Raw genomic sequence first — 13,824 nt, 5'->3', positions numbered from 1 at the left:
CTGCAGGCCCTGATCTTGTCCGAATCCTCCTCCGCCGACGTCACCCACCGGTCCGCAGACCCACACCCGGCGCGGCCGTCCTGGGGGCGACTGCCCGGCCGCGCGGTCGACGTGCTGTTGGTCACCTGGATTGTCGTGGCCGTGGTCGTGCTCGGCGCGCGCCACCTGCTGCTGCCGCAGGTGGATGCCTACCGCACGCAGATCGAAGGCTTGGTGGGCGAGGCGCTGGCGCGCGAGGTGCGCATCGACAGCATCCGCGCCGACTGGAGCGGTCTGCACCCGCATCTGGCGCTGCGCGGTGTCACCCTGCTCGACGAAGCTGGCCAGCCGGCGCTGCGGCTGGAACAGGTCGATGCCGCACTCGGGTTTTCGTCGCTGGTGCGCGGGCGCATGCACCTGCATCGGCTCGACATCAACAGCCCGGAACTCCAGATCCGGCGCGACACGGCAGGCGTGCTGCATGTCGCCGGGCTCGCGCTGCGGCAGGACGGCACGCGAGGGGGTTTTCTGCCGTGGCTGCTGGCGCAGGGGCAGATCAACATCCGCGATGCACGGCTCGAATGGCATGACGAAACCCGCGCGGGTGCGCCGCCGCTGACGCTGACCCAGGTCAATCTGCGACTGGACAATGCGGGCGACCGGCACCGCTTCGGACTGCTTGCCACGCCGCCGGCGGAACTGGCCCGGCAGCTGGAGCTGCGTGGCGACGTGGAACTGCCCGATATCGCCCTGCCTGCCGGCGCCTCAGGCGAACTGTACGTGTCGCTGGACAACGCCGATCTCGCCATCTGGCAGCGCTGGGTCGACTATCCGGTCGATCTGCCCCAGGGGCGCGGTGCCGTGCGCGCCTGGGCGAATTTCGACGGCGCCACGCTCAATGCGGTCACCGGCGAACTGGCGCTGTCGGACGTGAGGCTGCGCCTGCTGCCCGATCTGCCGCAGCTCGATCTGGTCAGCCTGTCCGGCCGCATCACTGCCGAGCATCTGAGCCGCACGCGGGTCACCGCCAATGCGCGTCAGCTGCAGTTGCTGACGCGCGACGGCGTGCGCGTGCGGCCCACCAGCATCGACCTGAAATGGCAGGCTGCCGCCGACGGCCGTGCCGGGCAGGGTGAGGTGTCGGCCAGCGTGCTCGACCTCGCTGCGCTGACCCGGTTGTCCGACTTCATGCCGCTGCCCGACTCGTTGCGCGAGCGCCTGCGCGATCATGCGCCGCACGGCCGTCTGACCGACCTTGACGCCGGATGGAACGGTGAGCTGGCGGCGCCGCTTGGCTTCCGCGTCAGCGCCGGGCTCGACCGCATCGGCTTCAATGCGCGTGGCGACGTGCCCGGCGTGGCCGGTCTGAGCGGCAAGCTCGAAGGCAGCGATGCGCGCGGCAGCGTCTTGGTCGATGCGCCGGGACTGACCTTTGACCTGCCGACGGTGTTCGCCGAGCCGCAGATCACTTTCACCCGCTTCAAATTGCGTGCCGGCTGGTCGCGCAGTGACGGCGAAACCACCGTCGCGCTCGAATCCGTGGCGTTCAGCAATGCCGATGTAGAAGGCGAATTGAGCGGTCGCTACCGCACGCTGTCGAATACCGCAGGCGAACTCGATCTCGACGGCCGCCTCCAGCGAAGCGACGCGCGCGCCATCTGGCGTTACCTTCCGCTGTATATCGGTGCCGACACGCGCGATTGGCTGCGCGAGGCCCTGGTGGCGGGCGGCTCTACCGACACCACGCTGAAGCTGCGCGGCAAGCTGGACGATTTCCCGTTCGATCGCGGGCGACCCGGCGTCTTTCAGGTCAAGGTGAAGGCCGAAGACGTGACGGTTGCCTTCGGAGGCACCTGGCCGGCCATCACCGGACTTGACGCCGACGTGCTGTTCGAAGGTGCGCGCATGCTCATCACGTCGCGCGACGGCCGCATCCTGAACACGAAGCTGGGGACCACGACGGCCGAAATCCCCGACCTGGACGGGGCAGAGGAATTGTTGCTGGTGCGCGGCTCTGCCAGCGGCGTCACGTCGGAATTCCTGCGCTACATCGACATCAGCCCGGTGGCCGGACGCATCGACGGCTTCACCCGCGGCATGCGCGCCGAAGGCTATGGCCGTCTCAACGTGTCGTTGGCCATACCGCTGCGCCACTCGCAGGACGCAAAGATCGAAGGCGACTTCACCTTCGCCGGCAATCGACTGGTCATCGACGATGCGCTGCCACCGCTGACCGATGCGGCCGGCAAGATCGCATTCACCGAAAGCGCGCTCACCGTGCGCGGCGCACAGGCGACGGCGCTCGGTTTTCCGATGACGCTCGACGTCGCTTCGGCGGGCGGCGGCGTGGTGAACGTGACCGCCAGCGGACGCGCATCGATGGACGCGCTGCGCACCCAGCTGGGCCAGCCGTGGCTGGCGGCGCTCGCCGGCACGGCAGCCTGGCAGGCTCGCCTGGGCGTGCGCCGCAACGGCATGGACATCACGCTGGACGCCGATCTCGCCCAGCTGACCTCGACGCTGCCGGCGCCACTGGGCAAGGCGGCCGGCGAGCCCATGGCGCTGCGCATCGAACGCATCGGCACGCTCGACCCGCGTGAATCGGCCCGACGCGGCCTGCCCGCCATCGGTCCGGACCGCGAATTGCTGCACATCACGCTCGGCGAACTGGCCAGCGCCGACATCGTGCGGCGCGCGACGCCGACCGGCTGGGTGATCGACCGGGGCGCGATCGGGCTGCCGCAACAGCCGGCGATGCCGGAGCGCGGGCTTGCGCTGTCGCTGCGTGCCGACACGCTCGACCTCGACGCCTTGCGCCGCGCATTCGCGCCGCGGCCGGCGGCCGAAGTAACGGTCGGTGCGGCGGACAGCGGCGGCGACGAACTGCCGCTTGCCCGGGTACGCCTCGACGCCAGGCATGTGCGCCTGATGGACCACTGGCTCGATGAGGTCAAGGCCGATGCGCAGCGTCAGGGCGACGCCTGGGACGTCGATCTGGCGAGTACGCAGGCGCGCGGCCGCATCAACTGGTCCGGTCAGGGCAAAGGCCGCCTGCAGGCGCGTTTCGACCAGTTGCTGATCAATACGGCGGGCGAGCCGGGCGTGCAGGCGTTGCCCGATGCAGAGGCGGACGCGGCCGACGTGCTCGAAGATCTGCCTGCGCTGGACATTGAAGCCGCGCGCTTCGTGCTCGACGGCAAGATGCTGGGCAAGCTGGCGCTGCAGGCCAGCAACGAGCGGCGCGCCTGGCTGATCGACCGTCTGGCGCTCGAACTGCCGGAAGGCCGTTTCGATGCCAGCGGCGCCTGGGGCAAGCCGCTCGGTGCGTCCGGTGGCGTGCGCGAGACGCGGCTCGATTTCTCGATCAGGGCGGACGACGCCGGCAAGCTGCTCGACCGGCTCGGTCACGCCGATACGTTGCGCCGGGGCGCCGCCGACATGCAGGGCAGCCTGCGCTGGAACGGCGACCCGCTGTCGATCGACTATCCGTCGCTGACCGGTGCCTTCAAGCTGTCGGTCAGCAAGGGGCAGTTCAGCAAGATCAACCCGGGTGCCGGGCGCCTGCTCGGCATCCTCAGTCTGCAGGCGCTGCCGCGCCGCATCACGCTGGATTTCCGGGACGTGTTCAGCGAAGGTTTCGCGTTCGACCTGATCGAAGGCAATGTCGCGGTCGAGCGTGGCATCATGAAAACCGATGATTTCGAGCTGGCCGGGCCGGCTGCGCGCGTGCGCATCAGCGGCGGTGCCGACATTGCGGCCGAAACGCAGAACCTGGTCGTGCGCGTGCAGCCGGCGCTCAGCGACAGCGTGTCGGTCGGCGTGCTGATCGCCAATCCGGCGGTCGGTGTGGCCACCTACCTTGCGCAGAAGGTGCTGCGCGACCCGCTCGGCCAGATTTTCGCCTTCCAGTATGGTGTGACCGGTTCCTGGGATGATCCGGTCGTGGCCAGGCTCGCGGTGCCTCCACCCACGGGCAAGCAGGCCGAAAATTGATGCCCGGGGTGCGCAGTCCGCTTGTCGGATGCGCCGGTTGCCGAATCGCGCCGCGGCGGCGCATCATCAAACTGAAAGGCTCGCCATGAATACTTCAGCCCTGACCCGCGTTGCTGCCGTGCAGATGGTGTCCGGCCCGAACGTCGCCGAGAACCTCGACGAAGCCGGGCACTGGATCGCTGAAGCGGCCCGCCAGGGTGCGAAGCTGGTGGCGCTGCCCGAGTATTTTGCGCTCATTTCGGGCGATGAAGCCGACAAGGTGGCGATTCGCGAAACAGAGGGTGATGGCCCGATTCAGCGCTTCATGGCAGAAGCCGCGCAGCGGCACGGCGTCTGGCTGGTCGGCGGTTCGGTGCCGCTCGTCGCCGAACGGCCAGACAAGGTGCGCAACACCTGTCTTGCCTACGGACCGGATGGCTGCCAAGTGGCGCGCTACGACAAGATCCACCTGTTTGCCTTCACGCGCGGGGCGGAGAACTACGACGAAGCGCGCACGATAGAGGCAGGCAGCACGCCGGTTGCCTTCGAGGCGCCGTTCGGGCGGGTCGGGCTGTCGATCTGCTACGACCTGCGTTTTCCGGAGTTTTTCCGCGCGCTGGGCAACATGAAGCTGCTGGTGCTGGGGGCGGCCTTCACCGAAACGACCGGTCGCGCGCACTGGGAACTGCTGCTGCGCACGCGCGCGGTCGAAAATCAGTGCTACGTGCTGGCGTCGGCGCAGGGTGGCGTGCACCCGTCGGGGCGGCGTACCTTCGGCGATTCGATGCTGATCGACCCGTGGGGTCAGGTGCTGAATCGTCTGGCGCGTGGCCCGGGCGTGGTACTAGGTGATCTGAACGAGGACTATCTCGTTGAAATCCGTCAAAATCTTCCCGCTCTGGGGCACCGACGCCTTTCATGCTGAACATTTGTTGCTGAGGTCATCATGGCTGATCAACCTACCCGTCCACATTCGCAGTTTCCGCACACGCTGGCTGAAGTCACGGTCATGGACGTCGACCGGCTGCGTTCCATGTGCATCGAGCAGGAAGACATCGCCGGCACGCGTGAAATGGCGCAGCAGAAGGACAAGTTCCGGGTGCGCCTGCTGAGCAGCGACAACGAGAAGCGCGAAGGCACCAGCCTGCTGATCGAGAAGATGTACTCGTGGCGTGGCTATCACACCAAGAAGCAGATCGACGAGGTACCGAACCGCATCACCCTTGTGGCCGAGTTCGACGGCCACATCTATGGAACGATTACCGTCAATCTCGATTCCGACACGGGACTGTCGGCCGACGAAACCTACCCCGACGTGATGGCTGCGTTGCGCGGAGACGGGCGTCGCGTGTGCGAATTCGGCAAGTTTGCGGTGGAACAGTCGGTCAAGTCGAAGCGCCTGATGGGCACCTTGTTCCACCTGATGTGCATCTACGCCTTCCGGTTGCAGCACTGCGACGACGTGCTGATCGAGGTGAACCCGCGCCACCGCGTGTTCTACGAGAAATATCTGTCCTTCGTGCCGGCCGCCGAGGAACGCATGTGCAGCCGTGTCGGCGCACCCGCAGTACTGCTCAGGCTGACGCGCGAAATGTATCGCAGCCGGGTTGATGAACTGGGCGGGCGCTGGCGCGATCTGAAAGAAGAGAAGTCGATGTACAAATATTTTTTCCCGCGACAGGAAGAAGATGCCATCGCGGACAGGCTCGGACGCTAGGCTGGCCAGAGACGCTGGCTCCAAATTTCAAGAGGATGCACTGACCCATGACAGGTTCCACCCGCACGACCGGCATCAAGGCCGCATCACCCCGCCTCGATCTGATGGACACCGCGCGGTCAACGCTGCTCGCACCCTTCGATCTGGCGCGCAATGACCTAGACCGGGTGTTCGGCCTGCTCGCCTCACACCGCATCGACTACGCAGACCTGTATTTCCAGCACCAGTGCAGCGAGGCCTGGAGCCTGGAGGAGGGCATCGTCAAGTCGGGCAGCTTCAATATCGAGCAGGGCGTGGGCGTGCGCGCGATCCAGGGCGAAAAGACCGCATTCGCCTACTCGGACGAAATCAGCGCTCCGGCGCTGGAAGCGGCAGCACGCGCGACGCGTGCAATCGCGTCTCAAGGCCAGAGCCTGACTGCGCGCACGCTGACCAACAAAGCGAAGCTGCCGCGACCGCTTTATTCGGCCGCCAACCCGCATGCTTCGCTCAGTGACACCGCGAAGGTGCAACTGCTGGAGCGGCTCGAAAGCTATGCCCGCGCGGAAGACAGCCGCGTCACGCAGGTGATGGCGCACATCGCCGGCACCCATGAGACCGTGCTGGTGATGCGCAACGACGGCCACATGGCGGCTGACGTGCGGCCACTGGTGCGCGTGTCGGTCACCGTCATCATGCAGGACGGTGCGCGTCGCGAGCAGGGCTCCAGCGGCGGCGGCGGCCGTTTCGACTACGGTTATTTCACCGATGCAGTGCTGCGCGACTACGCGGCACGGGCGGTCCATCAGGCGCGGGTGAACCTCGACGCACGTCCGGCGCCGGCCGGCACGATGAGCGTGGTACTCGGCCCGGGCTGGCCGGGCATCCTGCTCCACGAAGCGATCGGCCATGGCCTGGAGGGTGACTTCAACCGCAAGGGCAGTTCCGCCTTCGCCGGGCGCATCGGTCAGCAGGTGGCGTCGCGCGGCGTTACGGTGGTTGATGACGGTACATTGCCGGATCGACGTGGTTCGCTGACGATAGACGACGAAGGAAACCCGACCCGCTGCACGACGCTGATCGAGGACGGCATTCTGGTTGGCTACATGCAGGACAGCCTGAACGCGCGCCTGATGGGTGTGGCGCCCACCGGCAACGGTCGGCGCGAAAGCTTTGCGCATCTGCCGATGCCGCGCATGACCAACACCTACATGCTCAATGGTGACCGCGAGCCGGAAGAAATCATCCGCTCGGTAAAAAAAGGCCTCTATGCCGTCAATTTCGGCGGTGGTCAGGTCGATATCACCAGCGGCAAGTTCGTGTTTTCAGGTGCGGAGGTATACATGATCGAGAACGGAAAGGTGACCTATCCGATCAAGGGGGCAACGTTGATCGGCAATGGTCCGGACGCGCTGACCCGCGTGTCGATGATCGGCAACGACATGGCACTGGACAGCGGAGTCGGCACCTGCGGCAAGGAAGGCCAGAGCGTTCCGGTCGGTGTCGGCCAGCCTACATTGCGCATCGACGGACTGACCGTGGGCGGCACCGCCTGAGCGACAGCCCGATCACTGACTGACTGCCGCCGCATCCCCTGGATTGCGGCGCTTACCCCATGCCCCCCTTTCTCGCCCGCTGGATGCCCACCCGCGAACAACTGCTCGCGATACGCTGGCTGGCGCCGTTTGCCCGCTACCTGTCCGACGACCGGCTGTGGCACGCCGACCGGCAAAGTGTCGCCAAGGCCGTATCGATCGGCCTGTTCTTCGGCTTGATGATTCCGTTCGCGCAGTTCCTGTTCGCAATCGCGACGGCATTCGCGATGCGGGCAAACGTGGCCATCAGCGCAGGGTGTACGCTGATCACCAATCCATTCACGTTCCCGCCGATCTACTGGGCGGCCTACGAACTGGGCAGTTTCGTGCTCGACCGGCCGGGTTCCGACCGCGAGGTGCAGAACATCGAACAGTCGGCCGAAAAGATCGGCGAGCTCGCAACCGGCTGGCTGGAAGGGTTCTGGATCTGGCTCGGTGCGGCCGGCATGCCGCTGGTCACCGGGCTGTTCATCATGGCGTGCACCGGAGCGATCGTCGGCTACCTGGCTGTTCATCTGCTCTGGCGCGATCCGAAGCACGACAGTCTGCACTGACCTGCGCGCGGCGCCGTCATCGAACGAAAACGCGCGCCGGGTTAGAATCTCGAACTTTTTACCGGCTCCCGTGCCTGCGCGGTCCCCGAACTGAAGGCCATGAACGCTCACATGCAAATGATCACCGACGACGTCCGCATCAAGGATATCCGCGAACTCATCCCGCCGATGAAGCTGCTCGAAGACCTGCCGGCCAGCGATGTCGCTGCGCAGAGCACGTTCGGCGCGCGCCAGGCGATTCACCGTATCCTGCGCGGCGCCGACGATCGGCTGCTGGTCGTCATCGGACCCTGTTCGATCCATGACTACAAGGCGGGCATGGAGTACGCGAAGCTGCTGATGGCACAGCGTGAGCGTTTGTCGGCCGACCTCGAAATCGTCATGCGCGTCTATTTCGAAAAGCCGCGCACCACGGTGGGCTGGAAAGGTCTGATCAACGATCCGTATCTGGACAACAGCTTCCAGATCAACGATGGCCTGCGTCTGGCGCGCCGCATCCTGCTCGAAGTGAATGAGCTGGGTCTGCCGGCCGGTACCGAATTCCTCGACACCATCACGCCGCAGTACACAGCCGATCTGGTCGCCTGGGGTGCGATCGGCGCGCGCACGACGGAAAGCCAGGTGCACCGCGAACTGGCTTCCGGCCTGTCCTGCCCGGTCGGCTTCAAGAATGGCACCGACGGCAATGTGCGCATCGCGTCCGATGCGATCAAGTCGGCGCAGGCGCCTCACGTGTTCCTGTCGGTCACCAAGGCAGGCCACTCCGCCATCGTCACGACCGGGGGCAACGAAGACTGTCACGTCATCCTGCGCGGCGGCAAGGAACCGAACTACGACGCCGAGGCGGTCGACAAGGTGTGCCGCGAACTGGCTGCTGCCGGTGTGCCGGCCAAGGTGATGATCGACTTCTCGCACGCCAACAGCCGCAAGCAGTGCGCGCTGCAGATGGACGTGGCGCGCGACGTTGCAGCCCAGCTCGCCTGCGGCGAAGAGCGCATCTTCGGCGTCATGGTGGAATCGCACCTGAAGGAAGGCCGTCAGGATCTGGTCGCCGGCAAGGAGCCGGAGTACGGCATGAGCATCACCGACGCCTGCCTCGGCTGGGAGAAAAGCATAGAGCTGCTCGACACGCTGGCCGAAGCCGTGCGCGCGCGCCGTCGTGCCATCGCCGACCGCGACTGATCGGTGAGCCTGTTCTCCGCAACGGCGCCAGCCCACAACTGGCGCCGTTTCTACTTTGTGGCGCTGCTGCTCACGCTGTTGTTCCGCGGCTGGCTGGGCGCAGCGCTGCCATTCACCGGCGACGAGGCGTATTTCTACTGGTGGGGCAGGATTCCCGCCGGCGGCTTCTACGACCACCCGCCCATGGTCGGCTGGTGGCTCGCCGGGCTGATCGCCGTGTCCGAAGCGGAATGGTGGCTGCGCCTGCCGGCCATCCTGCAGCCGGCGCTGCTGTCCTTCATGCTGCTCGCCTTTCTGCGCGACGACCCGCACGCCACGCGCTGGGGTGTGGCCACACTGGTGCTGCTCGCGCCGGCCAGCGTACTCGACGTACTCATCACGACCGACATTCCGCTGGTGTATTTCAGCGTCGCGTCGGCGCTGGTGTTCCTGAGTGCCGTGCGCGGCCGCACTTACGGGCTGTTCGCGTTGAGTGGCCTGCTGCTGGGCGGCGCCTTCCTGTCGAAGTACTTCGCCGTACTGCTCGGCTTCGCCTACATCGGCTGGGCGCTGTGGCGGCCGGCCGTCTGGAAATGGAAGGCGTTGGCGCTGCTCGTGCTGTGCGCACTGCCGGCCGGGCTGTACAACGCCTGGTGGAACAGTCAGCACTGCTGGGCGAACGTGATGTTCAACGTGTTCAACCGCCATGGCAACGCCCACCTGTCGTGGGAAACGCCGCTGCTTTACGGCGCGATGATGGTGTGGCTGCTGACGCCCATGGTCGTCTGGGGCCTGCTGCGCGCGCCGGGCGCCTGGCTGCGTCAGGCGGCGCTGCCCTGGCTGGTCATCGTGCCGCTGTCGATCTTCGGTCTGCTGTCGCTGGTCAAGACGATCGGCCTGCACTGGGTGTTTTCCTTCGTGCCACTGGTGTTCCTGCTGTACGGCCGCAGCGTGTCCGATGTGACGCTGCAGCGGACCATCAGGTTCGCTGCCGTGATCGCGGCCGTGCATGTGGCGGCCGTGCTGGCGGTGGCCAGCCAGCCGGTCGAGCGCTGGGCCTCGCTGCTGGGCGAACGCAAGTACGCCGGCGTGGTGCAGACGGTGAAGGCCGATGAAGTGATCGCCGCGCTCGGCGACGACGTGAATCGCTACGAACTGATGACCGACGGCTACTCGCCGTCGGTCACCGTCGGCTACAACCACCGGCGTTACTGGCCGGTGTTCGGTCCGGCGTCGAGTCATGCGCGCCACGACGACATGCTGACCGATTTCCGCCGCCTCGACGGTCGCGATGTGCTGGTGCTCAGCAAGGAAGCGCCTGAGCTGACCGACTACACGCCGTATTTCCGCGACGTGCAGGTCGACCTGCTCACGGTGCGCGGCGCGAAGTTCTGGCGCATCCGCGGCCACGGCTTCGATTTCACGGCCTATCATGCCGGCGTGCTCGAACCGGCGCGCCGCTACTGGTACGCGATTCCGGGCTGGCTGCCGCAGCAGGGCTGCTTTTTCGAAGAACGTTACTTCCGCTGAATGCCCGAAGGTTTGCCATCCGGCCACCGACCATGATTGCCGCCGCGTTCAAGTTGCTGCGACCCCACCAGTGGGTGAAGAACGGCTTCGTGTTCTTCGGCCTGCTGTTCGGTCACGCCTGGCACAACGCGGCCACGGTGCAGGCGGCCCTCATTGCCTTCCTCGCCTTCTGCCTGATGTCGAGCGCGGTGTATGCGTTGAATGACCTGCGCGACATCGAGCAGGACAGGCTGCATCCGGCCAAGCGGCAGCGGCCGCTGGCATCCGGTGCGCTGTCGCCGTCGGTGGCCATCCTGCTGATGTCGGCCTGTTCGATCGGCTCGCTGCTGCTGGCCTGGCAGGTCGGTGACACGCTGGTCCATCTGCTGTGTGTCTACGGGTTGATCAACTTCGGCTACAGCTATGGCCTCAAACGCGTCGTGGTGCTCGACGTGTTCCTGATCAGCGCCGGCTTCATGCTGCGGCTGCTGGCCGGTACAACCGGTCTGGATATTCCCCCGTCGAACTGGCTGCTGATGTGCGGCCTGCTGCTGACCCTCTTCCTGGGCTTTTCCAAGCGGAGGGCGGAAATGATGTTGATGGACGAGGCGGGTGGTGCGCACCGCAAGGTGCTCGATCTTTACTCGCCCGCGCTGCTCGACCAGTTCATCACCGTTACCGGCGCCTGCGCCGTGGTGGCGTACTCGCTGTACACCGTCGATGAAGACACCGTACGCATCCACGGGACGTCCGATCTCATCTACACCCTGCCTTTTGTGCTGTACGGGCTGTTCCGCTACCTGTACATGCTGCACCGCCGCGGCGGCGGCGGTGATCCCTCGCACGACCTGTTCCGCGACCCGCATCTGGTCGTCGCAATGTCAGGCTGGCTGGCGGTTACGGTTTTTCTGTTGCGCTGATCGCCCGGTCTGCGTTGCGTGTGCAACGCACAAATTTCCGCTTCGATTTTTTCCAGGGAAAGTATCTCTGTGCTTTGGACCGGCTCGCCCCGATTTCTTGATGTCATATTCCCCTGACGTCGCGCACCAATACGGGGATAACGGCTCCTGGGTGGCGTACGCCCAACCCGAGGTGCGCTGCACGACGATGGCATGTCACGGTGCGGCGCATTCGGGATATCTCTAAAAACTGCCAAGGAGCCAATGTCATGAAGTCACAAGTGTTCACGCCGCGCAGGGGTGCGATGGCCGCGCTGTCGCTTGCCCTTTCCATCATCCTGCCTGCCGCACCGGGCCTGGCTGCCGGCTCCGTGGATGACGCCGCGTTGAAGGATATGAAGCAGTCGGAGAACTGGTTGTCGTACGGGCGCAACTACAGCATGCAGCGATACAGCCCGCTGGAGCAGATCAACGCCGGCAATGCCGGCAAGCTCGGGCTCGAATGGTCGATGGCATTGCCGGATGACCGCTCGCTGCTGGCCACCCCTCTGGTCGTCGATGGCGTCATGTATTTCACGGGTAGCTGGAGCAAGACGCGAGCGCTCGACGCGAAGACCGGAAAGCTGCTGTGGGAGTACGACCCGGAATCGATCAAGCATGCCGGCGATCGCCTGCGCATCATGTGGGATTCCAGCCGCGGCCTCGCCTACTGGAAGGGCAAGCTGGTCATCGCGACGATAGACGGGCGCCTGATCGGACTCGACGCCAAGACGGGCAAGAAGCTTTGGAGCACGCAAACCTTCGATCCGAAGCAGTCGCTCTACATCTCGGGCTATCCGACCGCTTTCCGCGATCTGGTCATCATCGGCAACGGCGGTTCGGAGTTCGGCGGCGGGCGCGGCTTCGTCAGTGCCTATCACATCGACACCGGCAAGCCGGCATGGAAGTTCTACGTCGTGCCCGGCAACCCGGCCGATGGCTTCGAGGACGAGACGCAGGCCATGGCGGCGAAGACCTGGAAGGGCGAGTGGTGGAAGAAGGGTGGTGGCGGCCAGACTTGGAACGGCTTCACCTACGACCCGGAATACGACCAGATACTGATCGGTACCGGCAACGGTGGCCCGTGGAACCAGAAAGCGCGCAGCCCGGGCGGCGGCGACAACCTGTTCCTCTGTTCCATCGTTGCGCTGGACGCGAAGACCGGCAAGTACAAATGGCATTACCAGACCGTGCCGGGCGAGACCTGGGACTACAACTCCAGCATGGACATCGTGCTGAGCGACCTCAAGCTCAAGGATGGAAAGGACTCGCGCAAGGTGCTGCTGCATGCGCCGAAGAACGGCTTCTTCTACGTGGTCGATCGCAAGGACGGCAAACTGCTTTCGGCCGAAAAGTTCGCCGAGAAGGTGACCTGGGCGAGCGGCATCGACATGAAGACGGGCCGTCCGATCGAACGCGAAGGCGCGCGCTACGAAGATGGCGAAGAGCTGATCTGGCCCAGTGTGTTCGGTGCGCACAACTATCACGCCATGTCGTTCAACCCGAAGACCGGTCTGGTCTATATCCCGAAAACCGAACTGCCTTCACTGTTCAAGGACGGCAAGGTCAATGTGCTCGACTGGACGAAGCCGGACTGGAAGCTTGATCTGGCCGTCGACATGAGCCTGCACGGCGACATTCCGAAGGAAGCGGGCGTGGCGTCACTGCTCGCCTGGGATCCGGTGAACCAGAAGAAGGTGTGGGAGATACCGCAGCCCAGTTACTGGAACCCGGGCACGGTGACGACGGCCGGCAATCTGGTGTTCCAGGGCCGGATCGACGGCAAGTTCGCAGCCTATGACGCGCTGTCCGGCAAGGAAGTGTGGTCGGTCAATGTGGGCTCCGGCATCAGCGCCCCGCCCATCACCTACTCGGTCGGTGGCAAGCAGTACGTATCGCTCCTGGTTGGCTGGGGCGGCGCAGGCGTGTCGCTCGGTGGCGGCAGTTCGATGGCGCAGTACGGCTGGGGCTATCGCGGCCAGACGCGGCAGCTGTTGACCTTTGCGCTCGATGGAAAGGCTGCGCTGCCCGATGTCGGCAAACCCGCCTTCGCGACACCGATCGTGCCGGCCGATTTCAAGCCGGATCCTGCAAAAGTCGAACGGGGCAGCGCGCTCTACACCAGCACCTGCGTGTGGTGCCACAGCGCGGGTGCCGTATCGGGCGGCTATGCCCCCGATCTTCGTGCATCGCAGCTGTTCCTGAAGAAGGATACGTTGCGCAAGGTGCTGGATGGCGCCCTGGTCAAGAACGGCATGCCGAAGTATGCGGAGCTGACTGATGCCGACCTCGAGGCGCTGCAGCACTATGTGCGCAACCAGGCCATCGTGACGACGCAACAGGCCAAGCAATAGGGAACCGCAGCGGACGCCATCGGCGCCGTGCACCGATGGCGTCCGCACGCACTTTTCTCCTCCTTT

At 65.3% G+C, this 13,824-nt stretch carries 9 protein-coding genes; all 9 read left to right on the top strand.

Features of this window, described 5'->3' with window-relative positions:
* Positions 1–15: 15 nt before the first annotated feature.
* Positions 16–3,972 carry a YhdP family protein gene (locus NMQ14_RS10175; RefSeq protein WP_257095750.1) on the top strand — a complete coding sequence of 1,319 codons (3,957 nt, stop codon included), beginning with the start codon at positions 16–18 and terminating at the stop codon, positions 3,970–3,972.
* 85 nt (positions 3,973–4,057) lie between these two features.
* Positions 4,058–4,876, top strand: a complete 819-nt coding sequence (locus tag NMQ14_RS10170; protein WP_257095748.1) for a carbon-nitrogen hydrolase family protein — start codon at positions 4,058–4,060, stop codon at positions 4,874–4,876.
* 21 nt (positions 4,877–4,897) lie between these two features.
* Complete coding sequence (locus tag NMQ14_RS10165; protein WP_069039704.1) at positions 4,898–5,668, top strand: long-chain N-acyl amino acid synthase; 771 nt, start codon at positions 4,898–4,900, stop codon at positions 5,666–5,668.
* 47 nt (positions 5,669–5,715) lie between these two features.
* Positions 5,716–7,203, top strand: a complete 1,488-nt coding sequence (gene tldD / locus NMQ14_RS10160; protein WP_257080076.1) for a metalloprotease TldD — start codon at positions 5,716–5,718, stop codon at positions 7,201–7,203.
* A 59-nt stretch (positions 7,204–7,262) separates the two neighbouring features.
* Positions 7,263–7,796: a DUF2062 domain-containing protein gene (locus NMQ14_RS10155; protein ID WP_257095743.1), complete on the top strand. Its 534-nt coding sequence runs from the start codon at positions 7,263–7,265 to the stop codon at positions 7,794–7,796.
* 111 nt (positions 7,797–7,907) lie between these two features.
* On the top strand, positions 7,908–8,978 hold the full coding sequence (aroG, locus tag NMQ14_RS10150; protein WP_257095741.1) for a 3-deoxy-7-phosphoheptulonate synthase AroG: 1,071 nt from the start codon (positions 7,908–7,910) through the stop codon (positions 8,976–8,978).
* Between the two features lie 3 nt (positions 8,979–8,981).
* The gene (locus tag NMQ14_RS10145) at positions 8,982–10,487 is read left to right on the top strand and encodes a glycosyltransferase family 39 protein (RefSeq protein ID WP_257095739.1); all 1,506 of its coding nucleotides are present in this window, start codon (positions 8,982–8,984) and stop codon (positions 10,485–10,487) included.
* 32 nt (positions 10,488–10,519) lie between these two features.
* Positions 10,520–11,386 carry a decaprenyl-phosphate phosphoribosyltransferase gene (locus tag NMQ14_RS10140; RefSeq protein ID WP_257095736.1) on the top strand — a complete coding sequence of 289 codons (867 nt, stop codon included), beginning with the start codon at positions 10,520–10,522 and terminating at the stop codon, positions 11,384–11,386.
* A gap of 248 nt (positions 11,387–11,634) precedes the next feature.
* Complete coding sequence (locus tag NMQ14_RS10135; protein ID WP_257095734.1) at positions 11,635–13,758, top strand: PQQ-dependent dehydrogenase, methanol/ethanol family; 2,124 nt, start codon at positions 11,635–11,637, stop codon at positions 13,756–13,758.
* Positions 13,759–13,824: the final 66 nt, after the last annotated feature.

The sequence above is a fragment of the Methyloversatilis sp. XJ19-13 genome (assembly GCF_024580155.1).
GTDB lineage: Bacteria > Pseudomonadota > Gammaproteobacteria > Burkholderiales > Rhodocyclaceae > Methyloversatilis.
The sequence above is the reverse complement of the archived record's forward strand: the minus strand, read 5'-3'. Positions and strand labels throughout refer to the sequence as shown.